Origin of the sequence: Thermoactinomyces sp. CICC 10523 (assembly GCF_016055105.1) — a bacterium.
In the GTDB taxonomy this organism is placed as follows: Bacteria; Bacillota; Bacilli; order Thermoactinomycetales; family Thermoactinomycetaceae; genus Thermoactinomyces_A; species Thermoactinomyces_A daqus.
Window position 1 is genome coordinate 518,967 of record NZ_JAECVX010000001.1, and the last position, 26,294, is coordinate 545,260.

25 protein-coding genes are annotated in these 26,294 nt (G+C 47.8%); 12 read left to right on the top strand and 13 right to left on the bottom strand.

Going from position 1 to position 26,294, the window contains the following annotated elements; genetic code table 11:
* Positions 1 to 52: 52 nt before the first annotated feature.
* Entirely contained in the window at positions 53 to 1,612 is a 1,560-nt protein-coding gene (locus I8U19_RS02615; protein WP_052153879.1) for a DHA2 family efflux MFS transporter permease subunit, read from the bottom strand.
* A gap of 22 nt (positions 1,613 to 1,634) precedes the next feature.
* Positions 1,635 to 2,303: an HlyD family secretion protein gene (locus tag I8U19_RS02620; protein ID WP_198055097.1), complete on the bottom strand. Its 669-nt coding sequence runs from the start codon at positions 2,301 to 2,303 to the stop codon at positions 1,635 to 1,637.
* A gap of 204 nt (positions 2,304 to 2,507) precedes the next feature.
* Here I8U19_RS02620 and I8U19_RS02625 point away from each other — a divergent pair, with 204 nt between their 5' ends.
* Positions 2,508 to 2,867, top strand: a complete 360-nt coding sequence (locus I8U19_RS02625) for a DUF488 domain-containing protein (RefSeq protein ID WP_232336305.1) — start codon at positions 2,508 to 2,510, stop codon at positions 2,865 to 2,867.
* A 280-nt stretch (positions 2,868 to 3,147) separates the two neighbouring features.
* On the opposite strand, the gene I8U19_RS02630 is transcribed toward I8U19_RS02625, so the two are convergent.
* A complete protein-coding gene (locus I8U19_RS02630) occupies positions 3,148 to 3,606 on the bottom strand; it encodes a MarR family winged helix-turn-helix transcriptional regulator (RefSeq protein WP_052153880.1) in 459 nt (152 codons plus the stop codon).
* Positions 3,607 to 3,855: 249 nt separating this feature from the next.
* On the opposite strand from I8U19_RS02630, the gene I8U19_RS02635 reads away from it, so the two are divergent.
* On the top strand, positions 3,856 to 5,103 hold the full coding sequence (locus tag I8U19_RS02635; protein ID WP_198055098.1) for a macrolide family glycosyltransferase: 1,248 nt from the start codon (positions 3,856 to 3,858) through the stop codon (positions 5,101 to 5,103).
* Positions 5,104 to 5,366: 263 nt separating this feature from the next.
* On the opposite strand, the gene I8U19_RS02640 is transcribed toward I8U19_RS02635, so the two are convergent.
* From I8U19_RS02640 to I8U19_RS02650, 3 genes are all read right to left on the bottom strand, one after another.
* On the bottom strand, positions 5,367 to 6,368 hold the full coding sequence (locus I8U19_RS02640) for a LacI family DNA-binding transcriptional regulator (RefSeq protein ID WP_198055099.1): 1,002 nt from the start codon (positions 6,366 to 6,368) through the stop codon (positions 5,367 to 5,369).
* Between the two features lie 251 nt (positions 6,369 to 6,619).
* Positions 6,620 to 7,456, bottom strand: a complete 837-nt coding sequence (locus I8U19_RS02645) for a 1,4-dihydroxy-6-naphtoate synthase (RefSeq protein WP_033099329.1) — start codon at positions 7,454 to 7,456, stop codon at positions 6,620 to 6,622.
* On the bottom strand, positions 7,453 to 8,151 hold the full coding sequence (locus I8U19_RS02650) for a futalosine hydrolase (protein WP_052153881.1): 699 nt from the start codon (positions 8,149 to 8,151) through the stop codon (positions 7,453 to 7,455). The genes I8U19_RS02645 and I8U19_RS02650 overlap by 4 nt, the downstream gene beginning before the upstream one ends.
* 468 nt (positions 8,152 to 8,619) lie before the next feature.
* On the opposite strand from I8U19_RS02650, the gene I8U19_RS02655 reads away from it, so the two are divergent.
* The 6 genes from I8U19_RS02655 (at position 8,620) to I8U19_RS02685 (ending at position 14,941) form a co-directional block, all read left to right on the top strand.
* Complete coding sequence (locus tag I8U19_RS02655; RefSeq protein WP_033099330.1) at positions 8,620 to 9,813, top strand: cytochrome P450; 1,194 nt, start codon at positions 8,620 to 8,622, stop codon at positions 9,811 to 9,813.
* A 257-nt stretch (positions 9,814 to 10,070) separates the two neighbouring features.
* Positions 10,071 to 10,706 (top strand): TetR/AcrR family transcriptional regulator, encoded by a 636-nt coding sequence (locus I8U19_RS02660; protein WP_198055100.1) that lies wholly within the window; start codon positions 10,071 to 10,073, stop codon positions 10,704 to 10,706.
* A 662-nt stretch (positions 10,707 to 11,368) separates the two neighbouring features.
* Positions 11,369 to 12,604 (top strand): MFS transporter, encoded by a 1,236-nt coding sequence (locus I8U19_RS02670; RefSeq protein ID WP_232331127.1) that lies wholly within the window; start codon positions 11,369 to 11,371, stop codon positions 12,602 to 12,604.
* Between the two features lie 75 nt (positions 12,605 to 12,679).
* Positions 12,680 to 13,006, top strand: coding sequence for a MarR family winged helix-turn-helix transcriptional regulator (locus I8U19_RS02675; RefSeq protein ID WP_160173778.1), 327 nt, complete (start codon positions 12,680 to 12,682; stop codon positions 13,004 to 13,006).
* Positions 13,007 to 13,310: 304 nt separating this feature from the next.
* On the top strand, positions 13,311 to 14,342 hold the full coding sequence (gene hisJ / locus I8U19_RS02680; RefSeq protein ID WP_198055102.1) for a histidinol-phosphatase HisJ: 1,032 nt from the start codon (positions 13,311 to 13,313) through the stop codon (positions 14,340 to 14,342).
* 356 nt (positions 14,343 to 14,698) lie between these two features.
* Entirely contained in the window at positions 14,699 to 14,941 is a 243-nt protein-coding gene (locus I8U19_RS02685; RefSeq protein WP_198055103.1) for a hypothetical protein, read from the top strand.
* Between the two features lie 242 nt (positions 14,942 to 15,183).
* Here I8U19_RS02685 and I8U19_RS02690 read toward each other — a convergent pair whose 3' ends face one another.
* Entirely contained in the window at positions 15,184 to 15,546 is a 363-nt protein-coding gene (locus I8U19_RS02690; protein WP_198055104.1) for a hypothetical protein, read from the bottom strand.
* A 147-nt stretch (positions 15,547 to 15,693) separates the two neighbouring features.
* On the opposite strand from I8U19_RS02690, the gene I8U19_RS17195 reads away from it, so the two are divergent.
* Complete coding sequence (locus I8U19_RS17195) at positions 15,694 to 15,990, top strand: TetR/AcrR family transcriptional regulator (protein ID WP_033101283.1); 297 nt, start codon at positions 15,694 to 15,696, stop codon at positions 15,988 to 15,990.
* A gap of 454 nt (positions 15,991 to 16,444) precedes the next feature.
* On the opposite strand, the gene I8U19_RS02700 is transcribed toward I8U19_RS17195, so the two are convergent.
* Positions 16,445 to 16,627: a hypothetical protein gene (locus I8U19_RS02700; RefSeq protein WP_198055105.1), complete on the bottom strand. Its 183-nt coding sequence runs from the start codon at positions 16,625 to 16,627 to the stop codon at positions 16,445 to 16,447.
* A gap of 896 nt (positions 16,628 to 17,523) precedes the next feature.
* On the opposite strand from I8U19_RS02700, the gene I8U19_RS02705 reads away from it, so the two are divergent.
* Both I8U19_RS02705 and I8U19_RS02710 read left to right on the top strand, forming a co-directional pair.
* Entirely contained in the window at positions 17,524 to 19,164 is a 1,641-nt protein-coding gene (locus tag I8U19_RS02705) for an ATP-binding protein (RefSeq protein ID WP_198055106.1), read from the top strand.
* A complete protein-coding gene (locus tag I8U19_RS02710; protein ID WP_033101287.1) occupies positions 19,127 to 19,825 on the top strand; it encodes a response regulator in 699 nt (232 codons plus the stop codon). The genes I8U19_RS02705 and I8U19_RS02710 overlap by 38 nt, the downstream gene beginning before the upstream one ends.
* A gap of 122 nt (positions 19,826 to 19,947) precedes the next feature.
* Here the strand turns inward: I8U19_RS02710 and I8U19_RS02715 are convergent, their stop codons facing one another.
* From I8U19_RS02715 to I8U19_RS02730, 4 genes are all read right to left on the bottom strand, one after another.
* Positions 19,948 to 20,994 (bottom strand): ABC transporter substrate-binding protein, encoded by a 1,047-nt coding sequence (locus tag I8U19_RS02715; RefSeq protein ID WP_198055107.1) that lies wholly within the window; start codon positions 20,992 to 20,994, stop codon positions 19,948 to 19,950.
* A 25-nt stretch (positions 20,995 to 21,019) separates the two neighbouring features.
* Complete coding sequence (locus tag I8U19_RS02720) at positions 21,020 to 21,877, bottom strand: ABC transporter permease (RefSeq protein ID WP_033101289.1); 858 nt, start codon at positions 21,875 to 21,877, stop codon at positions 21,020 to 21,022.
* On the bottom strand, positions 21,852 to 22,706 hold the full coding sequence (locus I8U19_RS02725; RefSeq protein ID WP_198055108.1) for an ABC transporter ATP-binding protein: 855 nt from the start codon (positions 22,704 to 22,706) through the stop codon (positions 21,852 to 21,854). The genes I8U19_RS02720 and I8U19_RS02725 overlap by 26 nt, the downstream gene beginning before the upstream one ends.
* A 182-nt stretch (positions 22,707 to 22,888) precedes the next feature.
* Entirely contained in the window at positions 22,889 to 23,710 is an 822-nt protein-coding gene (locus I8U19_RS02730; protein WP_198055109.1) for an ABC transporter ATP-binding protein, read from the bottom strand.
* Between the two features lie 376 nt (positions 23,711 to 24,086).
* On the opposite strand from I8U19_RS02730, the gene I8U19_RS02735 reads away from it, so the two are divergent.
* Positions 24,087 to 25,343 (top strand): MFS transporter, encoded by a 1,257-nt coding sequence (locus I8U19_RS02735; RefSeq protein ID WP_198055110.1) that lies wholly within the window; start codon positions 24,087 to 24,089, stop codon positions 25,341 to 25,343.
* Between the two features lie 392 nt (positions 25,344 to 25,735).
* On the opposite strand, the gene I8U19_RS17200 is transcribed toward I8U19_RS02735, so the two are convergent.
* On the bottom strand, positions 25,736 to 26,272 hold the full coding sequence (locus I8U19_RS17200; protein ID WP_370589753.1) for a nucleotidyl transferase AbiEii/AbiGii toxin family protein: 537 nt from the start codon (positions 26,270 to 26,272) through the stop codon (positions 25,736 to 25,738).
* Positions 26,273 to 26,294: the final 22 nt, after the last annotated feature.

A 26,294-nucleotide genomic window follows, 5' to 3' on the forward strand; every position in this document is an offset into this window, starting at 1 on the left:
TCCAGAGTAAAAGCCTTATGTTCATTTCAGGGCTTTTCTTTGAAAACTGTGATTATGCCGTTTCCTGTAACGAAGACCCGGCAGGCTGAGAACCTTCCGGCCGTTTTTCCGCAATGAACAAAGCCAGGATCAAGGCTGCAACCGCCAGCCAAACCGTGACATAAAAGACATCGCTCATCCCCTGAACCATTGAGTGTATCCGGATTTGTCCCGCCAGATAGCCGATGGCGGATTGCCTGGCTTCGGCCATGGGTTGTCCCATCGTCATAAACAGCTGCTGAATTTGGCTGAAGACCATTTGGCCGGTCGGTGAAAAAACATTGAGCTGATCTGCATTGGCAGCGGCATGAAACGCGATGCGATGAGAATATAACAAAGTTGCCCAGGCGGTGCCAAATGACATCGCAACCTGGCGGATCGTGCTGCTCAATGCCGTCGCCTGGTTCACCAGCTCATTTGGAACCGCGTTTAGCCCGGCTGTCGTAATGGGCATCATCACCAGTGAAATGCCCAATCCCCGCAGCACCAGCCATAAAATGATCGTGGAAAACGGGGTATTCACATCCAGCGATGTGGTCAGATACATTGAGAAGGCAGTTACGGCAAACCCGGCAACAGCCAGCCACCTGGCACCGATCCGGTCATAGAGCCTTCCCGCGATCGGCATCATCAAACCCGTAACCAGAGCCTGCGGCAAAAGCAACAGGCCGGTCTGAACCGCAGACAAACCCATGATATTTTCCAAAAAGATAGGAAAGAGAAACAGAGGCACAAACAAGATGACGCTGGCAATGCTGAGAACAACCTGCGTCAGGGAAAATACACCGTGTTTGACAACCTGTATCCTCAGCATCGGCTCTTTCTTGTTCCATTCAATGAGGATGAAAAAGAGCAAACAGACGGCTCCGAAACCGATAAACGCCATAACTTCCGGATCGGACCAGCCTTTGTCCGCCGCGTTTCCGATTCCGTACAGCAGAGTGGAAAAACCGGCTGTTGAAGTGACAAAGCCCCAGAAATCAAATTTTTGCTCGGTATAATGCTCCATTTCCCGCATGGCGGCCGCAGCCAGAAACAGAACAACCACACCGATCGGGACATTGATGAAGAAGATCAGGCGCCAATTTAAATACTCCGTGATATAACCGCTTAATGTTGGTCCGATGGCGGGGGCAAACATGATGGCAATTCCGAATATCCCCATCGCCTGCCCTCTTTTTTCCCGCGGGAACATGCGAAAGATCAGGGCTTGCACGACGGGCATCAAGGCGCCCCCGCCGATGGCCTGAACTATGCGGAACAGAACCATGACCGGGTTGCTCCAGGCCAGCCCGCAGAGAAGAGAACCCAAAGTAAACAGAAACAGGGCAATCATAAAAATCCGTTTATAGCCAAAACGTTCAGTCAAATAACCGGTAATGGGGATGATTGTTCCCACCACCAGCGCATAAGCCGTCACAACCCATTGAATCTCATCGGTGTTCACCCCGAATACCTGCATCATCCTCGGCAACGATACATTGACAATGCTGCTGTCCAATACCGCCATGAAAACGGCGATCAACAGTGTGGCCAAGATCAGGCCGCGATTTTTCATATCCGCGTTATCCAACGAGCTTCCACCTTTCTCCCGGTTATTTATGTATTTTCACCGTTGCATTCAGTCCGGGAACCATTCCTTTTTCCACGGAATCAAAACGGATTTTCACCGGCACTTTTTGTGTCACTTTGGTGTAGTTGCCGCTGGTGTTCTCGGACGGAAACAGGGAAAAGACGGAAACGGTCGCCAGGCCGATTTGCTGGACCTTCCCGCTGAACGTTCGCCCGGGAAACGCATCCAAAGTGATATCGACATCCTGGCCTGTCTTCAGCCCCTTCAACTCCCCTTCTTCAATATTGGCTGTGACAAACAACTGATCAAGCTGAACCGTAATGACCAGCGGCGTACCGGCCGCGACGACTTGCCCCTCTCTTCCATCGCTTTGAATCACCGTTCCATCAGCCGGTGCGGTGACGGGAATGGTCTCTATTACGGAAACTTCTTCGGGCAGATCCGTAATCTCTGTATTTCCCGCAACGATTTCGGCAATCACGTCCCCTTCTTTGACGGTGTCTCCCGTTTTTATATTCCATTTGACAATCTTTCCACTTGCCGGTGCACTGATGGTGCTGAGATCCCCTTGTACTTGGGCATCCTCAGTTATGATGAAATTCATGATGTTCGTCGCATAATACCAAGCGCCAATCCCCAATCCCACAATGATCAGAGCGACAATGACATTGACCGTTACGACCTTTTTCACTGACAGCTTCCCTCCGCAAATATTTTTGTTTACTGTTCACAAAAAATAACAAATAGTAAAAATATTATGGCCGGATGTTTCAAACGCGAAAATTTCGACTCCTTATTTATTCACTATCATAGCATATTTGCCCAATGACGCAGGAATGTTATTCACCGGTGTCTTAAGATAAAATTAAATATAAACGGAGAGGAGGAAAATTGGTTGGGCAAAATCAAAATGAAAAGGGTATATGAAACCGCAGCACCGGAAGACGGCTTCCGCATTCTGGTGGATCGTCTGTGGCCGCGCGGCGTGAAAAAAGAGGCGGCGAAGATCGATCTTTGGCTCAAAACGATTGCACCCAGTCCGGAATTGCGGAAATGGTTCGGCCATCAGCCTGAACGTTTTGCTGAATTTCAACATCGTTATCTCGAAGAGCTCAAGTCAGATCCGGAAAAACAAAATGCCGTGAGAACAGTGATCAAAATGTTGGAAAAACAAGATGTCACCCTGGTCTATGCAGCCAAAAACGAGCAGCAAAACCATGCTATTGTGCTGAAAGAGTTTATTCATAATCATTAGGCATCATATCAGAAGAGAACAGAGGAGATTTTTGAGCCCCGGACTCTTGTCGTCTTGCCGGAGAAACGCCGGGTGCGGACGAAACTCCCTGATCCCTCCGGTAAAGCATCTGATACGTATTTTCCCCTCCGTACGGCGCTTATACTTCCCGGCGACGGCAAGAACCGCTCGCTTGCAAAAATCCCTCCATTGAACATACAGGATCGGTTAAATCAACATGCTCGATTTCCCTCAATAAACACATGAAAACCGTTTCAAAAAATGAAGGCATCACACAATCTTATTTCTGCCCACACAGTTTAAAAGAAATTTTTTCCAATAACTTTATAAATAAGTCCTGTTCATCCTCTGTCAAAACACTTAGCATCTGCTTGAACATTTGCTGGCGTTGCCACAAAATTTTCTCCACCAGCGCTTCCCCCTCTTCCGACAATTCCACCCAGACGATGCGCCGGTCGGCCTGATCCCTCTGCCGACGGATCAAGCCTTCTTTTTCCAGCCGGTTGAGGGCCAGCGTGGTTGCACCCGAAGTTAAATTTACTTCACGCGAGAGATCGGCAACCATGCATCTTTGGTTGAGATAGACTGTGCGAAGCAAAATAAATTTTACCGGCGTGATTTTAGGTTGGAATGAATCCTCCTGACCGGCAAACCGACTTCCGACATAACGGCCGATACGTTCGGTAATCTGATCAATTCTTTGGATTTGCGGATCAAACCTCTTTTCCTCATTCCCCATTCAATCACCCCCTTTTGATTATGAGAAAAATTACAGACCGTGTTTGCAAATTTGTTATATTTTTCTCATTCAGCCAATTGCAACTCATACAGATTGGGTTTAATATAACTTTATACCAAAATAACTTTACTGCAAAGTTTTTTTAAGAGGGGGATGCTCAAGGATTTAATCTTGGAGCATAACCTGTTTTTTATTCCCCAATATCTTTATAGCAAAGTTATTAGGTTACAAAATGATGAGGTGATCTATGTGTCGAAAGCGTTATTCATTAATCCTTTGGGCGAAGGACATGTAAATCCGTCCATCGGGCTCGTGCGCGAACTGGTTAACCGCGGTGAAGAAATCATCTACTATGCGAACAGCATGTATAAAGACAAAATTGAAACCACCGGAGCGGAATTTCGCCCTATCTCCGAAAAAGCGGAAACGCTCATGCGCGAATTTTTCAGCCAAGCAAACGACATGATGAAAAATACGGGAAATATGATGGGCCTTCTCGCCAAAAGAATGCCGAAGATGTTCGAAATGATGGAATGGGTCACGGATGACATTTTGAAAGAGATTGAGTCGGAAACTTACGATTACATTATCTATGATGCCAATAGTTTGCCCGGAAAATGGATCTCTGAAATGAAAAAACTTCCTTCTGTTTCGATCTGGACTATTTTTGTCTCTAACCGGGATTCCAATTTCTTTGAAAAAATCATGAAGCAGCGCGGCTCGGAATTTCTGAAAGCAATGGAAGAAATGAAAGAGGAGATGGAAGAGCGCAAATCTCGGCTGGAACAGAAATATTCCATCTCCATTCCCGACTTACGGCAGGCCATGTTGTGCGAAGCCGATCTCAACATCGTTTTCACATCTCGGTATTTCCAGCCGGATTCTGATCGCTTTGGCGACAATTATCTCTTTGTGGGTCCGTCGATTGCTGACCGTAAGGATCAGGGTGACTTTCCGCTCGATGAACTGAAAGACGGCCCGGTCGTGTACATGGCTCTGGGCACGATCGTGAACAATCGTCCGGATTTATATAAGATCTGTATTGAAGCGTTGCAGGATCTCGACGCCAGAGTGGTGCTCAGCATCGGGAAACAGTTGTCCGCTTCGGATCTGGGCCCGATTCCCGACAACTTTATCGTTCGCAACTATGTTCCGCAACTCGATGTACTGCGCCACAGCGATGCTTTTATCACTCACTGCGGCATGAACAGCACAAACGAAGGTTTGTACTTCGGGGTTCCTCTGGTGATGCTGCCGCTGGTGAACGACCAACCCTTCGTGGCAAGCCGGGCCAAAGAATTGGGCGCCGGAGTGGTTCTCGATCATCAAACTTTGGATGCCGAAAAATTGCGGAATGCCGTTGAGGAAGTATTAAAAAATCCTGTCTACAAACGGAACAGCCAGAAAATCAGCAAATCCTTCCGCGAAGCAGGCGGCTACATGAAGGCGGTCGATGAACTGTTAAAATGGGTGAACTCCCACTTGATCAGCCATTAAAAGCGAGCATGTTTAAGCATAGAGAGCCAGGCCAAGGAAGCCCGTCAAACCCGTATACCCTTTTTCCAATCAACCCGTAAATCCCGGACAGATTGAAAGCAAGCGCACCAAATGTTAAAGTCAGCAAGATTTTCGTTGTGATATTAATCGCATTCTCTACCCGGACAAACCTTCAACACACAAAAAGCCCTCTTCTGCAGCGGGATCACGCTTCTGCGAAGAGGGCTTTTTGTCTCCCGACCGGTCTTCGTCCTTCCGATCGTTCAGACCCGGGCCACAGACTGACGTTCGATAATCTCGTGAGGTAAAATCCGTCCCGGCACTTCCGTTTTTGTTTCAATCATTTGCAGCAGCATTTCTGCCGCCTGCTTTCCCATCTCAAACAACGGTTGTGCCACCGTGGTCAAAGGAGGAGTGGTCATTTCCGCAAGCCGCAGATTATCATAGCCGATGACGGAAAGTTGATCCGGCACCTTGATCCCGTGCCGGAAGGCTGCAGACATGGCCCCCACAGCCATCTCATCGCTGGCTGCAAAAACGGCGGTAAACTCAACCTTTGACTGCAGCAATTGTTCCATGGCCATGACCCCGCTGTGAAAACCAAAACTGCCAAACGCAAGGAGATTCTCTTGAAACGGTATTCCATAAGCAGCCAGCGCTTCCTTGTAACCCTCAATCCTCGGTTTCCCGGCAATCGGATCCGTTTGATCCCCGCTGATCATGGCGATTTTTCGATGGCCTCGCTGAATTAAATATCGGGTTGCGTCATAAGCTGCCTGCTTGTCATCCACCTTTACATGGGGAAAGGGATACTTCTCCGAACGGGTGGAAAGCAGAACTACCGGAATCTTCATCGCCGTGAGAACCCGGAAGTATTCCTCCGTCAACACCTCACTCGTAAAAATGATGCCATCCACCTGTTTCTCCCTCAGAACCTGAAGATACTTGACGGTCCGTTTCCCGTTCTTGTCGGTGTTGCAAACCACGACACTGTGATCCCGTTCATGGGCCGTGTATTCAATGCCATGAAGGAGCTGGGAAGAAAACATGCTGGACAACTTGGGAAAAAGAACGCCAATGGTTTGTGTCCGCTTGTTGATCAGCCCGCGGGCGATGGCATTGGGTTGATAACCCATTTCTTTAATGGCTTGTAAAACCTTTTGTTTGGTCTCTTCGGAGTAACCCGACTGGTGGTTGAGCACTCTTGAGACAGTAGCAACAGAAACATTCGCTTTTCTGGCTACATCCTTAATTGTTGGTTTCATCGGCATAACCTTCCAATCTAAATAATGGGAGAAAACGGTTGCATTCAACTAAATATAAGATCTTTTCAAAATAAGCGTCAATCTTTCGAAAGCGTTCCCGCTGTTTGGCTGCCGGTCTTCCTTTCCGGTCACGCTTCCGTTCTTTCCCCGATTGCGCCGAAATTCTTTCCTGCTGTGCTTGCGGACTGCAAACAGATCCCCCAATCAACCATCTTTGCCGATTGGGGGATTTGCAAGCAGAATGCCCCTTGTTACCGTAGGAGGGACAAATCCACTTCAGGCACCAATCCTTCCTTTGCGGCCCGGCTCAACAAGGTGGAAATCGCCCCATATCCTTCTTCTCCAAGGTTGGCCGTAAACTCGTTTACGTAGAGGTTGATATGCGCCTTGGCCACTTCGGGGTCCAACTCTTGCGCATGTTGCATCACGTATTCCTGTGATGCCTCCGGATGCGCCCAGGCATATTCAACAGAAGCTCTCGTCCAATCGGCAATCGCCTTCACATCCAATGAGCGGCGGGCGATGATCGCTCCGAGCGGAATGGGTAATCCGGTGTCTTTCTCCCACCATTCGCCCAGATCAACCAACATCGACAAACCGTAGGAAGGATAGGTAAACCGGGCTTCGTGGATCACCAATCCCGCGTCAACCGCCCCGTCCCGAACCGCCGGCATGATCTCATGAAACGGCATGACAATAATTTCTCCGACACCTCCGGGCACATGTTGGGCAGCCCACAAGCGGAACAGCAAGTATGCTGTCGAGCGTTCACTCGGCACTGCCACCCGCCGGCCGGAAAGCGATTCGGGATTACGAGCATCATTTTTGCCGCCGGTCAAAAGGAGCGGGCCACATCCTTTCCCCAATGCTCCGCCACACGGCAACAGCGCATACTTGGACAACACCCATGGCAAAGCTGCGCACGAAATCTTCAACACTTCCAATCCGTCCGGTCCTGCCGCCAAATTGTTCGTAATATCAATATCCGCATAAGTAACATCCAGTTCCGGTGCACCCGGGATCAATCCGTGCACCCACGCGTGAAATACGAATGTATCATTCGGACATGGAGAAAAAGCAATCCTCATAAGATAACCTCCTGCAATACGGAAATCGTTGCTGCCAGTTTCTCTAACGCTTCATCAATGCGCCACGCTGACCGGTCACGTGGCCCGACAACATTTGAAATGGCCCGAATCTCCAAGACGGGAATACCCCGGTTTCGGGCGGCGGTCGCCACGCCAAAGCCTTCCATGCCCTCAGCGGCGGCACCCGGTACCCGCGCAGCCAATCGGGCCGCAGTCGAAGCCGTCCCAGTCACAGTGGAGACCGTGAGAACCGGACCCGCAGTAACCGGCAAACCAGCCGCACGCACGGCCTCCGTCACCCGAAGCACCAATCCTTTTTCCACCCGGAATCTCGCAGTACCGAAACCCAGCTCGTCCAGGCCGCAAAAACCTTCTTCCGTCTCTGCCCCCAAATCGGCGCAGATGATTTCCTCCGCGACAACGAGCGTACCTACTTCGGCCCGGCCGGCAAAGCCTCCGCCGATTCCTGCGCTTACCACCAAATCATACTCCGTGCGGGCCAATGCCGCCGCCGTGCTTGCCGCAGCAGCCACCGGGCCAACTCCCGCCACCAGGACATCAACATGGCTTGCACCTTTCAGACCGCGCATCACCGCCTCTCTCTCTGCTGAAACGGCTGTCACCACGAGGACGCGTTTGGCCCGACTCTGATTGTTTTTATCAGAAACAGAAGTCCCTTCCTCGTTTCGCTTCATACTGTGATCCCCTTTCTTTTCCGGCCCCGGAAGATGAGAATTAAGCAAGATCGGGAGGGGAGTGATGCCTCCTGCCCCCCGTCAGGAACGTCGGGAAATTATGGGCACCACGACCCGACCAGCCATATACATAAGAAAAAACACTTGCAACCATGCGAGTCCGGGACTCATTGCCCGGAGCATCGTTTTGCAAGTGCCGACCTTCTATAGTATATCACTCGGCACCGCTGCTTTCCACCATGCCGTTATGCGCAAACAGAAGCTTTGCCCGGCATATTCCTGAAATTCCTGATAAACAAGCGGCAAACCAACCTGTGATCCTCTTTTGGCTGATTTCCAATCGCCATCGCCGCCCGCCGGGTTCTAATCGAAATCGAGATATAGCATGTTGACATGGCCGGTCTGAAATCGATATAATTTCACTGAACGGTCAGTGAATTAAATTGATCAAACGAGGAGGGCATCGCGATGGATCAACGGGATATCCGAAGACTTGTAACAAGTGAGATCACAGGGCTTCATACGAACGAGGAAAAATACAATCCCTATTCCTGGTACAAAGAGATGAGAGCGAAATCACCTGTTTATTTTGATCAAAAACAGGGAGTATGGAATGTCTTCTTATATGAAGATGTAAACCGGGTCATTTCCGACAAGGATGTTTTCTCCAGCAAAAGATTCCAGCAGTCACGTCCTTTTCACAGCATTATTAACACGGATCCCCCGGAACATACCCGGTTGCGCTCTTTGGTAAGCCATGCCTTCACTCCGAAAATGATTGCCGGTTGGGAACCGAGAATCCGAGCGATCGCGACGGAACTTTTGGACAAGGTGAGCGGGCAAACACATATGGATCTCGTCGAGGATTTCTCTTATCCATTACCCGTGATGGTGATCGCTGAATTATTGGGTATTCCCACGAGTGACAGAAAGCAATTTAAAGAATGGTCAGATATTGTTGTATCCGGTCCGTCTTCAACAGCGGACATTCAGGAAACCATAGATCGAAGAGACAAAGCGATTAAGGAATTGATGGAATACTTTTCGCAAATTATCGAGGAAAAAAGGAAAAATTTAAAAGAAGATATGATTTCAACCCTGATCAAAGCGGAAGAAAATGAAGGGAAACTCTCAAGTGAAGAACTGTTTGGCTTTTGCATCACTTTATTGATCGCCGGAAATGAAACGACAACCAATCTGATCAGCAACGCGGTTTATTGTTTTTTGGAAAACCAAACAATTTGGGAAGAGTTGAAAAGAGATCCCGGCCTGATTCCCCATGCCGTTGAAGAAACCTTGCGCTATCGTTCACCGGTGCAGGCTATTCCGCGACGAGCCAAAACAGATGCAGAAATCGGCGGATTCCATATTAAGCCGGGTCAAATAGTATTAGCCTGGATCGGTTCGGCAAACCGGGATGAACAGAAATTCACCGATCCCGATGAATTTCAGCTCAGACGCAATCCCAATCCCCATTTGTCGTTCGGAAAAGGAATCCATTTTTGTCTCGGTGCTCCCCTCGCGAGATTGGAAGCGAAAATCGCTTTGGAGGAGTTCCTCAAACGCTATTCGTCGATTGCCCTGAAAGAGGGATATCAGCTTGATCCAGTCAATAGCAATCTCCTCTATGGTTTAAAAAGTTTGCACATTGCCGTGTCCTGAAGCCGCCGGGTTGCAGCTGTGCAAAAAAGTGTCCAGGATTACTGGACACTTTTTTTGTGAAGAATCGCCGGTCGGTCGCGGGACCCGCTTCGACGCATTCTGATGGTTGGTCGGGGTATCCCGTTCCCCTTCCAAAGTTGCTTAGACTTTCACCCCGGGTTGTGCCGGCAAGTCATGGTCGTTTTTATGGCATAGGAGGATGCGGTTGACAAGCAGTCCAAAACCGAATACATTTTCCCTAGTGTGAGGTGAAGACCATGTCCAAGTCTGTACAAAAGGAAGGAATGACTAGCCGGGACCTTCAAGCCGCCAAACGCCGGAAACAACTTCTTCAAACAGCAAAAAAACTGTTTGCCGAGAAAGGCTACCATAATACTTCGACCAAAGAGATTAACCGGGCCATCGGAATGGCCGACGGACTGATCTATCACTACTTCCCGAAGGGTAAACTGGAAATTTTGCATACAATCGTACAAGATTCCACCGAAGGGAAGATCCAACATCTCGAAAAAGCCCTGAAAAATATGGACGCCGATATGCCCATCCGGGATATGCTGTTAAAAATCGCGCACATCATTGTAGATAATGCCGACAATGAGTTGATTGTCATCCTGATCAGGGAACAGCCTTTGTTGACGGATGAACAAACCGAATGGCTGACCCGGACGTTTGACACCGTTATCGGACAACTTAGCGTCCTGCTCGAGAAAAGGATGCTGAAGGGAGAACTTCGCCGGTTGAATTGCAAACTGATGGCCCGCCAGTTTGTCAGCAGCATACAAAGTTACCTGATCGAGCAGACGATCCTCGGTGGTGGTAAACACCGGGATCAGACAGAGTCGGACAAGCACCTGATGGAACTCATCGATTTTTTGTTGGAATGCTGGCGTTAACGATTTTCTCCCAGTTGAATCCCGGCCCTTTGCAAGCCTTGGTACCCGATGGTCGCCGGTCCGATCCTGCTGCCGTCTCCAAATCGAGGCGATCAGCGAACGGCCGGATTTGTTTTTCCATGACTGCCCGTTCCGCTCACCGTATCGTTTTCGCATCAACATTACCCGTTTCATTTCCCGCAAGGGAGCAGCGGAGCACGGCCACACGATCCCCCAATCTGAACACAGCCTGCATTTCCCCCGATTTCAATCACCGGCCCGCAAAATTCTTGCCCCAAAATCAACGTGTACTTTTGCAATCCACTGATCATGAAACACCGCACATCCGACCCACCAATTACACAGCACTTCACTTCTTCCGAGTTTTTCCACACTCCTCTAAAAAACATCCCATTTTTCATTCACCTTAATCCCTCCCTGAATCAATCTTCCCTGTTATGGAAAACAGCCGGACCGATCCCTGATCCCCTCCTGCTGTTCTTTCTTCCCGATGCATAGACACGCTCAATAATGCAAAACTATAATCATCATCCCGGCAAAATCGACCATTAAGAACTTCTGAAAGGATGGAAACCATGTCCACCAAGCATTCTGTGGTTGAAAACGCGCCATTAACGTCATTTCATAAACGGCTGACCTTGTACACGAGCGGAGGCCCTTTTTTGGATGGATACATTTTGAGCATTATCGGTGTGGCATTAACCCAGATCGAACCGGAGTTTCATTTAAACGCCTTTTGGACCGGAATGATCGGTGCCTCTACGCTGGTCGGGCTTTTTTTGGGCGGCCTGGTGTTTGGATATGTAACCGATCTGATCGGGCGTCATGTCATGTATACCATCGATCTGGTGGTGATCATGATTTTTTCCGTCTGGCAGGCATTTGCCGATGGGCCGCTGGAACTGTCCATCCTCCGGTTTTTGCTGGGAATTGCCGTCGGGGCGGATTACCCGATCGCCACCTCCCTGCTAGCCGAGTTCGCTCCCCGCAAGCACAGGGGAGGAATGTTGGGCGTTTTGCAAGCCAGTTGGTACCTGGGCGCTCTCGTCGCCTATCTTGTCGGCTATTTATTGTTACTACTGGGTTCCGGAGCCTGGCGCTGGATGTTGGCAAGCAGTGCGCTTCCGGCCTTCATTCTCATCTTCATGCGCAAGGGAACGCCGGAATCGCCCCGCTGGCTCTTGAAGAAAAACCGCATCCGGGAAGCCCGCGAAGTCCTTCAAGAAGTTTACGGAACGGATGCAGACATCCATAAATGGGAAGCGCAGGGCAAAAAAACGCGATTCAACAAGCTGTTTCAGGGCGGCTATTTGATAAGAACCACGTATATCGGCTTATTTTGGATGATTACGATTATCCCCTCATTCGCAATCTATACGTTCGGCCCTGAAATCATGGAATCAATCAATCTCAACAAACCGGAATTGTCCTTTATCGGAACGGCGGTAATCAGTTTCTTCTTTTTTATCGGCAACATCCCCGCCTTGCTCTTGCTCTACAAGATCGGAAGGCGTCCCCTGATTATCGTCTCTTTTTTGGTCATGGCCCTGGGATTGCTCCTCGTCGGCCTTTTTCCCAAGGGTCCGATCTGGATCACGATCATCGGGTTTGTCATCTATGCATTTTTCACCGGCGGCCCCAGCGTGTTAACCTGGATCTACCCCAACGAACTTTTTCCGACAGAAGTGCGTGCCACGGCGGTAGGGGTGGCCACGGCGATCAGCCGGGTCGGATCGTTCATCGGAACCTTTCTCCTCCCTTATGCACTTCGCTCGATCGGCATCGGCCCGACCGTACTGATCGGCGCCGGTTTAACTTTTATCGGTGTTCTCATTTCCATTGCATGGGCCCCCGAGACAAAAGGAAAAACCCTTGCCGAAGCCAGTACCGTGGAGTAGAAGCAGAAGCGCGATGAAAAGAGAGAAGAGGGGTGAAGTAACCCCTCCCTTTTTTATTGACTAACGATACAGAAGTTGAAAGAAGAACAATTATCATTACTTGCCAAACAGATATCGGACCTGTTTTCTCAAATTTATTATCATTGTCATTCTAAACTATATGCGATTCCGCTTACTCACCAGGCAGTTGGTGCACTTCAATACGTTGCGCTCAACCAAGCAAGTACTGTACAATCAGTCGCTGAATATTTAGGATGTGCATCGAATACAGCTTCAGAAATATTACGCCGATTATCCGAAAAAGGGCTTCTTATTCGTCAGCGTAATAAAGAAGACGAAAGGGTAGTCGAGTTGAGAGTAACAGAAAAGGGATGCCAAGCATACAAGAGCATACGGGTTTAGCACTTGATCAACTTAAAGATGTTTTGAAATTCATGCCGGAAGAAAAACAAGAGTTGATCAAAAACGGATTGGAACTTATCCTATTTTATGTAAGAAAGGGAAACAACAATGACAATCGTTAAAATCCTTGTTTCCGCTATTCTTATTGCCATCGTCACTCAGCCAGCCACCTATAATCCAAAATTAAGCGGGTGGATTGCTGCTTTTCTTATAATTAGTATGCTCTCACAAATTTGGTTAACAGTTCAAGAGGACAGATCAAATATTATAAACTTTCTTACTATTGTATTATGGAATTGATTCCATGTACTATTTTGTTAGCTACAGTCCTTCTCAGCCTGAAAAAGAATTTTCCTTTCCCCGCAGCCATCTTGCTTGGCATCTGTACCTGAACTTTATATACATTCATTTATCAACGGATTGTTCAATAAAAAATAAGATGGACCCGGCGGGAGCAATTCTTCCGCTAAAACCACCCATTCCCCATAAATCCCGTGATCAGATGGAGGAAAAAAACATGAAAATAGATGGACATACCCACACCCACTATTGCCCACACAGTTCTGGAGAAGAAACAGCAAAATATATTGAAAGAGCAATCGAATTAGGATTTGATATTTATGTACTGACTGAACATCCCCCCTTGCCTGCTTCGTTTTGTCGCAAGCTTCCTTATCCTGAAGAAGTGGTTACTGCATTAGCCATGAAAGAAACAGAATTGGATTCATACATAAAAGAAATGCATCAACTGAAACAAAAATACAAAGATCAAATACAAATTCGTGTAGGACTAGAGCTGGATTATTTACCTGACCAACCTGATTGGACAAAATACTTACTGAAAGAGTATGCGAATTATCTTGATGAGACTATTCTATCACTTCATTTTCTGAAAGGAACGAATGGTTGGAGATGTGTAGATTTAACCCCGGAGGACTTTGAAGAAGGTTTAATCAAATACTACGGAGATTTTCATACAGTACAAAAAGTATATTATCAAACTTTAAAAGAAGCTGTTTGTCTGTTCCACCCCTCACGAGTAGGCCATCTCACTTTATGTCAAAAATTTCAGCATTACTTCATTAATGGACGTCATGTTATGGAAGAGGCTAAGGAGGAAATACTTGATATTCTATCTATCACTAAGCGGAAAGGCTTATCGTTAGATTTTAATACAGCAGGGTTATATAAAAAATATTGCTTAGAAACATATCCCTCAGAATGGATTGTAAAAGAAGCTCTTAATCTCGGGATTCCACTTATTTTTGGATCTGATGCTCACGCAATGGATCAAGTAGGAAGATCATATGATCTATATGAAAAAGCAATGGATTAGCTTTACACACACAGCTCCCATTGGAAAAGAACGTACTGTTAAAAAATAAAATAGCTCCCCGAAATACCCGGGCAACTACTTCAAATCAAGGGAAAATGATTAAATATTCTTGGTTGGGCATCCTTTTTCGCCGGAACAGTCTGAGATCCTTTAATTGATATTTAATTGAGGAGCCTGTGTATGCATGAATTAGCACCCTTACCCTAAAATGGGTGCTTTTTTAATTCATCTTGTGAAGGGGAAAAGGTAACAAAACCCAAATTCACTTCCATTCGGCGACTGCTTTGCTAGTATTTCGCTACAAATGACTTTACATCTTTAAATTGAATTGATCTTCCGTTAAGGAAGAGAATGTGATGAGCGAAAAGAGAGCAAAAGGAAAAAATATTATGAAAAAAGTAAAGGAAATATGGGATGATTGGAAAGTGACGAGTAATATTCTCCGGTTTCTATTCTTATTTATTGCAGCCGTCGCCTCATTTGGGATGGCTATTGGCTTTCCAAAAAATTGGTCCAGCGATATCGATGCACCCATGATCAATTCATTAGTGTCCATCTTCGTGACTGTGCCAATTACCTTATTGACCGGGGCGGAATAATTTTGGTTACCGCTTATTCGGCCAAATTGAAAGAAACTATTTCAAATTGCCCAAGTATGCGTTTCAGGCAGCGAACACAAAAAAATGACTCGAGAAACCATAACGGTAACTCCAGTCCATATACGGAAAACCCAGGGATGACACGCTCATATTCATCCTGAGCATCTGTAATGGCCAACTTAGAACGAAAACAGCGAAGCCTGCTGGATAACGGATATTTTACGCGGGGGCGCAATCCGTTTTTAGTTTAAAACTGTGAGCCTAGCACTGCCAGTACAATCTTGCGTTTCACAATGAAGAACCAGACGATAAGTACCCACAGGAACATTGGCCTCAAAATTAGCATCGGAATATCCACCGTAACGGAAAGGATAATTGGAATCCCCTACTGAGAGATACCATTCAAAACCTGAACCGTTATTTCCTTTATCTACTTGGTTTTTGACATGATACCCCGCCGGAACATAAAGTGCCCTGGTTTGCTTATACACATCGCCGTAATTCATCCCCACAAAAGATGAATCATAGGTTGAAGCGGCTACCGGCGAAGCCATTAACCCGACTGCTACCAAGAAAACAAATAATCCCCCTAATACTTTTTTCATCGTGCATCCATCCTTTCTCTTCCTCAAGATTCAAAAACCTACCAGTCAGTATATATAAACCGACTAGTTGGTTTATTTTTATTTTAACCATTTTCTGTGTCATAATCAATACGCAAATTAAAAAATTACGAAAATAGGGGATATTCCATGAAACATCAAGAGATGACGGAACGTACAATTCGAAAACTGATGGACGCAGGGATTGTTTTGTTTGCCAAGTATGGCTACAGCAACACCAGTATCAACCAGATTGTTAAGGAAGCCGGACTATCCAAAGGCGCATTTTATGCTCACTTCCCAACCAAAGAGGATTTCTTGATGAAGGTGCTCCGCCATGACCTGTCAGTACTTGCTCAAGTACAAAAAGAGCTGGCTGATCAGATGGAAGAATGGCGACAAGACCTTACGCGGTTGTTTGAAGTGATGAAGAAAGAAAACTCATAGGCAGTCCGCTTGATGCAAGGACGCTGGCGACTGCCGCAATGGCATTGTTCAACGGGTACAATGTGCAACATTACATTGATGATCGGATTGACATTAAAGAAATCCTGCCAGTATTTATTGAGCTGTTACAAGTTCAATCGCCTAAAGAATGGTCAGCATTCATATAAGTTGGCCTTGGCTTACTGATGCTCAGGATAAATATGAGCTTGTCATCCCTGAGTTTCCTGTATAAACACGAATGACTTGAGTTACCTTTATGGTTTCTCAAGTCATTTTTCCGTTTTCGAACAATTAGTGGCAAAATCGGCGTTCGCTACCTCCATCCCACTGCGGACGTCCTTTTTTTCGATCCAAAGGAGGGATTTGATGCGACCACTGGTAACTTGGGAACAGTTAAGTGTGATCTTGGCCAGGATCCCTATTATTGTTGAGTCTCCTTGAAGCGGGTGATTTTTTATTTCTTCGGAAAATATTTTTCAATTCGTTTTCGTGCCTCTTCCTGAATCTTTTGATACCCCGGGTCTTCCCTCCATTCTTTGTGAATCCGCTCCCGTTCCAGTTGATGCTTGGCGCAAACGATATCCGGGTAATCAAAGCTTTCTCCACAAACCCGGCAGAAGTAGACTCGGGGCTTCATTCATCTTCTTCCTCCTCTTGGATTTGTTCCGCCATCGATAAGCTTGTTTGCTTCTTTTTTTATCCCTTCTCGATTTCTTCCCGTTCTTGTTGCAATTCTTCCTCGGTTTCTTAAATGTTCATCAGTCTGTGTTTCAAACATGTCTTATAAAAACAGATAAGGCCCACCCTCAAAAGAACCTTTGACGGCAGGACAACTGACTCACTCCCTGGAACGTTTCGATCCTCTTACCGGGGGTGTATCTATTGATACTACTCAACTTGTTCAAGCTAATGACATTAATATTGGAGAGTTTCTATCCTCCTACTGGAGGTGTATTTATTGATTCCATTGATCATGCTTTGGCATCTTGTGCAAGGTTTTATAGTTTCAATCCTCCTACCGGAGGTGTATCTATTGATTCGACGAAGCCACCTGAGCCAAAGCGGAAGACGAAAAGTTTCAATCCTCCCACCGGAGGTGTATCTATTGATTCGGCGTTCACTGTACTCCTTAATTTTATTGAGCTTATTCGTGGTTTTCCGAACATCTCCCCGATTTGCCCAGGTTTCAGGCTTTTTCGACTGGATAACCTCCGTCCAAAAAGTCTGGGATCCCTTTATTTTTGCAGACTTTGGCGTTTCCGAACAACCCTTGGGTCTTTTTCGAAGCTTCCGGTGTTCGCAAATGCCGGGAGAGAATTTTTCTTATTTTATTTTCAATTATAAGTTATCCATTTTGTTATTCGCAACCCAGCCTGACTGAAAGGACGGGGCTGATCTGCATTCCAATTTCGCCCGGGCGCAAGCAGGAATCCCGTAAAAATCCCCCCTTCGATGTTTTAATCTCTTTTGATTGTGATAATATTATTTGAAATATTATTAACAATATTCCAACCAATTATAACGAGGTCCATGATGAACTTCTCCCTTAAACCATTTTCGTTGCGGACAAAAATTAACATATTGGTGCTGCTGATCGTCGGTTTCGTGCTGATTCTGGTGATGTCGGGCCTGTCCTGTAACATTATCCAGTCGCGGTTTGAGGAAACCGGCAACCGCGCCCTTCTCCTTGCCAAAACCGTCGCCGGCATGCCGCAAATCCGGAATGCGTTTCTCCAAAAAAACCCTTCCGCGCAAATTGAACCGCTCGCCGAGGAGATTCGCAGGAGAACGGGGGCGGAATTCATCGTGGTGGGCAATATGCATCTCATTCGGTACAGCCATCCCAATCCCGCAATGATCGGCAAGAAAATGGTCGGCGGGGATAATCAATACGTATTGCACGGAAAAGAGAGCATCACCCAGGCTGCGGGAACACTCGGTCTCTCGATTCGCGGCAAAGCGCCGATTTTTGATGAACACCGGCGGCAAATTGGGGTCGTGTCCGTCGGTTTCCCCGTGCAAAATATATGGAACGATATTTTTGCTTCGATCAAGCACCTGGGGATGGTGGCCGCGATCGGACTGGTATATGGCTTTATGGGTGCACATCTGCTCTCCGGACACATCAAAAAACAGCTTTTCAACATGGAGCCTCATGAGATTGCCTTGCTCTCCCAAAAACAGCACGCGATTATGGAATCAATCCGGGAAGGAATATTGGCCGTTGACCGTCAGGGCAAAATCACCGCCTGCAATCAGGAGGCCAAGCGGCTCATCGGTCTGGAACCTGACTGTGACATCATTGGCCAACCGATTCGCCAGATTGTTCCCAATTCCCGGTTGCCCGAAGTGCTCGAAGAAGGAGTCAGCCAGTTTGATCAGCCGATGATCATCCATAACTCGCTGATCATTGCCAATCGGGTGCCGGTTCTGTTGAATGGACGGGTCATCGGTGCGGTTTCCACTTTTCGCGATAAACTGGAATTGGACAAAATGAATCAGCAATTGAATGATGTCCGTCACTACGCGGATGCCTTGCGCAGCCAGCGACACGAGTTTTTAAACCGCCTGCATACCATTTCGGGGCTCATTCAAATGCAGGAGTATGAGCTTGTACGCGAATTTATCAACCAGGTCAATGAGGAACAACAACATCTGATCGAATTTTTCATGTCTCGCATCCATGATCCAGCCGTGGTCGGAATTCTGATCGGCAAAATAAACCGTGCCAAGGAGCTTGGAATACAATTGACCGTTGATCCCTCCTCCCATCTGCGGGAGCCATGCCCTCATCGGGAGGTGGTTATCTCCGTTCTGGGAAATGCGATTGAGAATGCTTTGGAAGCGCTCGCAGAAATGCCTGACAGGAAGGAAAAAGCGCTCGTTTCCGTCTATATCAACGACCAATCCGATTCGTTGCAGATCCGGGTAACGGATAACGGCCCCGGAGTTGATCCCGAACTGGGACAGCACATTTTTGAAAGCGGGATATCCACCAAAGGAAAAAATCGTGGCTTCGGCCTGGCCATCGTCTCCCGGCTGGTGGCGAAAGCCGGGGGAAAGATTGCCATGATTTCCGCAAATTCCGGGGCGACGTTAGAAGTGAACTTGCCAAAAGAAGAGGTGGTCATCTTTGATGCCGACACCGATCCGCGCCGCCGTTGTCGACGATGACTTTATGATTGCCAGATTGCACGGCAAATTGGTCGAATCGCTCCCTGACTATCAATGGATCGGCACAGCCCACAATTATCGCGAAACGCTCGATCTGCTGGAGAAGCAAAAGCCGGACCTCCTCTTGTTGGATGTTTACATGCCGGATCAGTCCGGTCTCGAAGTTCTGCGAAGCATCCGTTCGCACAACTCTCCGTGTGATGTGATCCTTGTGACGGCGGCCAAAGAGCTGGAAGTGGTGGAAGAAGGGTTTCGCCTGGGTATTTTTGATTATTTGATCAAGCCATTTGACCTCAACCGGCTGAAAAAATCCTTGGAAAAATATTTGTTGTTCCGAACCCGCCTCGCCAAATCGAATCAAAAGTTCATCGACCAAATGGTGGTGGATGATCTCAAAAAATTGCGCTCGGTCACCCATTCGGACAGATCCTGGCAACAAAAAGGAATCGATGTTCGGACATTGGAACGGATCCAAGCTTGTCTGGCCCGGTCAAACGGGTTTCTCAGTGCCGATGAAGTGGCTAAACTGGCTGGTGTGAGCCGCTCGACCGCCCGTCATTATTTGGTCTATTTGGCGGAAGAGCAGCTCGCCGAGGAGCAGCTGGCGTACGGAACGGTAGGCCGTCCCCAGTGCTTGTATCGCCTGAAATCCCCCAAGTGACTTTTCTTCTCCAAAAACGATCAATCCACCCGGGATGAAAGTCAAAAGAGGATTGGACAAACATCTTCCCCCCGACAGATCAGCCCCGTTGAAACAGATGTCCGGCGGGGCTGAAAACCGGGTTATTGGCCTGCTTGATTTGCCTTTTCAACGAATTCATTCGTATAGGTCTCTTCCAATTTCACGTGCGCCTGTTTCAGCTTCGGCTTAAAGGCAGACAGTACTTCATACACTTTGGCCGGGCCGTCTTCCGGCATCTTTCCGTCCGGGGAAAACATGGACATGCTGCGGGACAGCGCGCTCACATACATCTGTTTGTCCCCGGCATAATACGCTTTGGGCAGCCGGTTGGCGATTTCTTCCGGCTTATGAGTTTGCATATAATTCAGCGTCTTGCTGAATGCATTGACCAATTTTTGCACGGTTTCCGGATGGGACTTAATGTAGTCCGATCTCAAGTAAAGACAGGCCGCCGGATAATCCCCTCCAATCGCCTGCCTCGTCCCGCCGGGGGTCGACATGTCCACAAGGGGCACAGCGAGATGTTTTGCCTGCAAAAGGGAAACCGTCGGTTCGGTTGTAACTGCCAGCCCGATTCTTCCCTGCTGCATGGATGCGATCAGCGTGTTTCCGGCACCGACAGGAACGGGAATGTAATCTTTTGACGTATATCCACCCTTGACAACGAGATAATTGGCGAGAAAGTTGGTGGAAGCCCCGAGCCCGGTCACGCCGATTTTCTTGCCCTTGAGATCACGAACCCCCTTGATTCGGTCTTTGTCCTTATTGTCAACCATCAAGGTTTCACCCGGGGTGATCCCCAACTGAATGACTGACTTCAGGTATTTTCCCTTCGACTGCAAATCGATCGTATGATCATAGAAACCGACCACGGCATCAACCTGTCCGGCAACGAGCGCCTCCTCCGCCGATTGCCCGGATCCTTGGTTAATCAGTTCAACATCAAGTCCTTCCTGTTTGAAATAACCCAGATTTTCAGTCAGTTTCGCCGGCAGGTAGATGATTTTTTCCATCCCGCCAACCATAATCTTGATTTCGTGCGGCCCGGAACCCTCCGGATCGGAAGAACTGCAACCGGTTGTCAATAAAGGGAGCATCCCGATCAGCGTTAAAACGGCTGCCAGTCTTTTGGTCAGAATCTTTCTCACTTCATTTCCCTCCCTTTTGGATGATTTACTCCTGCTTTACATGACGCCAGGCGATAAACCGCTTTTCCAGACAACCCACAGCCCAGTCGGCGATCAGCGCGGTAACCGAGAGCAGAACCATGGCCGCAAATACCCCGGTTGTGTCAAACGCCCCCTGCGCCTGGGAGATCAAAAAGCCGAGTCCTTTGGTTGCACCGATGAATTCCCCGACGACCGCCCCGACCAGCGCAAAGCCAAAACTGGAATGCAGGCTGGAGAGAATCCAGGTCAGCGCCGAGGGGATAATCACATGAAAGGCCAGTTGTTTTTTGTTGGCGCCAAGGAGCAGGGCATTGTTCACCAGATTTCTGTCCACTTCGCGGACTCCCTGAAATGCGTTGAAAAAGACCACAAAAAAAGTGAGAGTTACACCCAACGCAACTTTGGAGGACATATCCAGCCCCAGCCACAGAATAAAAATCGGCGCCAGGACTACCCGGGGCAGAGCATTTAACATTTGAATGTAAGGACCGAAAATAACGGACAAAACTTCGCTCATGCCAAGGGCATATCCGGCAATCACCCCGAGAATCACTCCAAGCACAAAAGAGATGATCGTCTCTTCAAACGTGACGAGAAAATGGATGTACAACGGTCCCTGGCTCGTCCCGTTCTGAAACCAGTCCGCAATTTGCAGCAAAATCGCCTTGGGACTGGAAAAGAAGAACGGGTCGATGATTTTCCAATCGGCCAGCAGCTGCCACGAACCGACCACCAGAACAAATACGGCAGCTTGCAAGGCCAAGTTGCGAAAGCGGCGTTTGACCGCCTTGGCCCGCATTTCGCTCCGCCGGGAAACCTCCTCAACCGAAGCGGTACTACCTGGACTGATAAGATTGCTCATAGCTGATCATCACCTCGTCGCGCAAATCATTCCAGATTTTCTCGTGCAGTTTCAGAAACTCCGGGTCGAAACGGATTTCGGACACATTTCGCGGCCGGGGCAGATGAATGCGGTAGTCTCCTTTAATGGTTGCCGACGGCCCGGCAGTCAGGACGATCACCCGATCGCTCAGGGCAATCGCTTCCTCCAGATCATGGGTAATAAAAACGACGGAGGCCGATGTCTCTTCCCAAATCGTCAGCAATTCATTTTCCATCAATGAACGGGTATGAACATCAAGGGCGGAAAACGATTCATCCATCAGCAGGATTTGCGGTTGCACGATCAGGCATTGCGCCAAAGCAACCCGTTTGCGCATCCCGCCCGACAATTGGTGCGGGTAATGCTTTTCAAATCCTTTCAAACCGACCCGCTCTATCCACACTCTGGCCTCATCATAAGCTTCAGCCTTGCTAATTCCGCGTAGCCGAAGGCCGAGCGATACGTTATCTATCACCGTTTTCCAGGGAAAGGTATTGTCGGTTTGAAACACACAAGCAGCTTGTTTGTTCAACCCCTGCAGCGGTTCCCCCTGAATTTTGACCGTGCCGCCCGTCGGCTGTTCAAACCCGGCGATCAATCCCAATGTCGTCGATTTGCCGCATCCCGTCGGCCCGACAAACGAACAAAATTCCCCTTTGGCCATCCGCAAATGGAGATCCCGCAAAACGGTATGAACTTCACCGGAAGGTTTGACATACTCTTTCGTCACCCCGGCCAGTTCAATCATCGGCGGCTCTGCACCGCCCGTTTGTTCATTTTGGATTGGATCATTTTCCGCTAAACGCAATTTCCATCCTCCTCTCCTGTACGAAAGCGCTTTAATTTGAATTCTATATAACATTCTTATTGTTTTGTATATTTAGTCGAAAAGTGTGAAATAAACAATAAAAGAAATTTTGTTGATTTTGCCGATGAAAGAAACCATTTAAAAAGCCGAAATCCAAGCGGGTTGGAAATCGGCTGTCGGAATTACCGTAAGGTTCTGATCACTTCCAGATCATTTGTCTTCGTTTCGGAAACGGAAAGCCATGCCCGATCATTTCGCCAGTTTACTTCGACCGGGGTTTCAAAAAAAGCGGACAGGTTGGAACTGTTTAATACGGTCCGCGTTTCTCCTTTGGCAAAGACACGGCCCCGGCGAAGCAACAAGGTATGGGTGAAGATCGGCAGTATTTCCTCAATGTGGTGAGTCACAAACAGCAGATGAGGGGCATCTGAACTTTCGGCCAGCTGACGAATACTGGACAGCAATGCCTCTCTGGAGAGAAAATCAAGCCCGTTGCAAGCTTCATCCAAAATCAACAGTTTGGGTGAAGCCATCAAGGCGCGGGCAATGAGCAGCTTCTGTTTCTCCCCTTGGGAACAGGTTTGATAGGAACGGTCGAACAAATGGCCGCACTCCAATTGCTCCATCAACTGACGGGCTCGTTTCACATCATTTTCGCCTGTTTTTTCGTACAGACCGATCGAGGCGAACTTCCCGCTGAGCACCACATTTTGCGCCCGCTCCCGTCCATTGATTCTCTCTTGCAGAGACGAACTGACCCAGCCGATCGACTTCCGCAGTTCTCTTAAGTCAACTTTGCCAAACGGGTGGCCCAACACGCTGATTTTTCCTTGCGAGGGCCAGAAATAACCGTTTATGAAATTGAGCAATGACGTTTTCCCCGACCCGTTCAGCCCCAATATCGCCCAGTGCTCACCTGGTGAAACCTTCCAGTTGACCTGATGGAGAATCGTCTGATCTCCCCTTCTCCAAGTAACATCGTTCAGTTCAATGATGGCCGCCAATCTTGATCTCTCCTTTTCCGGTGAAAATCCCATCGCAAGCCGGGGCATGGGAACCCCGCTCCCGTTTTGCTCAGTCTCTATTTCGGTTGTTCCGAAAAGACACAAAGATGTTCCTCACTTGTTTCATTAACAACCTTACGAAATTATTCGTTATGATATAATATTCTCCCATTTTTAACAACAACCCAAAAGGCTGAACAAGCGGAGATTTAACAAAATACGGGACACTGATTCATTTTCACACATACACCGAATATTGCGAATATAACAAATCTGTAATAGTATAATAACATGTCGCTATAAAAATAGTTTCAACCCAAAAATGAAATTCCCCAACCAGGTAACTGCGAAATACTTCCAAAGGAGGCGGTGGAGATTGAACAACACGCTCCCAAACCGGCGTTGGCTTCGCATTATTCCCCCTGCAATTTTGGTATACATCGTAGCTTTTATGGACCGCACCAACATCGGGTTCGCGATGGCGGGCGGAATGGATCGGGAGCTCGGGATGACAACTTCCCTATCCGGACTTGCTGCCGGAATTTTTTTCGTCGGGTATATTATCCTCCAAGTTCCCGGCGGAATCATTGCCGAAAAAGGAAGCGCAAAAAAGTTTATCGCCTGGACGATCATCGCCTGGGGCACACTGGCCACCGTGACCGGATTTGTGCAAAACGCGACTCAATTGATGATTCTCCGGTTTCTGTTGGGAGTTGCTGAAGGTGGGGTTTGGCCGGCGATCCTGGTTATCATCAGCCACTGGTTTCCCAACGAAGAGCGCGGGCGAGCCAATGCGTTCTTCATGATGAATATTGCAATCGCTTCCATTATTACCGGCCCTTTGTCCGGATGGATCTTAAGTATTTGGAACTGGCGCATGGTGTTTATCATTGAAGGGATAATTTCACTGGCTTTGATCTTCGTCTGGCTCCCTCTGATCAGTGACCGGCCGCAAGATGCGAAATGGATTTCCGAACAGGAACGAGACTATTTGGTGAAACGCTGGCGTACGGAACAGGAGTTGCTCAAGGCAAATCCGCAAGGCCCCGCCTCATTTGCGGAACTCTTCGCAAATAAAAACATGTGGAAGTTAATTCTGATTTATTTCTGCTATCAGACCGGTATTTATGGCTTTACCCTGTGGCTTCCGACCATCATAAAGCAATTGACACATGCGGGAATGGGAAGTGTCGGGATTCTGTCCGTTTTTCCGTACATCGCAACGATGATCGGGCAATACCTGTTCGCAACCCTGTCCGACCGGAGCATGAATCGAAAACTGTACACAGGGTTGCCGTTACTGGGTTTTGCGCTCTGTTTGCTGTTATCCGTTCAATTCCAAAGTCAGATTTGGGTATCCTTTGCCTTTCTGGTTGGATGCGGATTTTTCCTGCAGGCCGCATCCGGCGTTTTCTGGGCCATCCCTCCGGTTCTCTTTTCGGCCAATGTTGCCGGGGCAGTGCGGGGAGGAATCAACGCACTCGGGAACCTGGGCGGTTTCCTCGGTCCGTATATCGTGGGCTGGCTGACTGCTTCCTTCAGCCCCGAAGCAGGAATATACGGGTTGATTCTATTCCTGGCGACAGGATTTCTCCTGACACTTTCCTTGCCGGAAGCGACTACTGGGAAATAGTCAGAAAATTGAAACTGATGGGCATCGGGGTAAGAACAAACATCTTCCGGAGCAGAATTAAAAAAGTCCTCTCCCCAAAAACACCGGGGAGAGGGCCTGCTTTTCCTTCGGACTTCTTACTCCGCAACGTCCAAATTCGTTCACCGATGGCAGCATGGAAAAGAAAAGATCCGGAAAAACGATGAGAGAACCGGGGATGGCCCAAAGCTCTTTACACATCAAGATCATGATGGTCCCTGCGAATCCAGAAAGGACAAACCGAATATTTCGTATTTATCATCCTTCTCTTCCCTTATGTCGGACTCGGCAAATGATCAAATGAATTCTTATTAATACCCGGCATGGTCCATCACTCTGCGTAAATCAGTCACAAACTGCATAAAATATTCTTCCTAATTTTGGCTGCCGGCAAAGTCTTTCAGATCAGAATCATTGGATAATGAGTCATACAATCCTCTCAAATCATCGACAAGAACCTTTTTCTTATCCGCTTTGGTAATCGATTGATCCATCCTGCATTCATTGACGAGGGTCTGCAATGTTTCTTGAAGGGCAAGGTGATCATAGGACGGATGAGATAACAAAAACTTTAAATCATAAAGATCTTTAAACCTGGGTCTGACAATCGTTTGATGCAACTTCCAAGCAACCTGGACCGAGAGGGGGATGGTGTACGGAACGATGAAACGATCTCCATAAACGGGCCGATACTCTAACGGAACAGGTTTGACGTCCAATTCCAAGTTAAACGAAATATCCAGAAAAACGGAATCATATTCATCCTCATCAGGATCTCTTGGCTCATCTGTGAAATAATAAGCAAGATATGTATTGACTGTCGGAAAATCATCTGCCATGGCATAGTCTATGTTTCTCCAATATCCATATTCTTGAAAACTCACAAACTTGATTCCGTCGTTCAAATCCATTTCTGTCACTTGAGTCATCCAA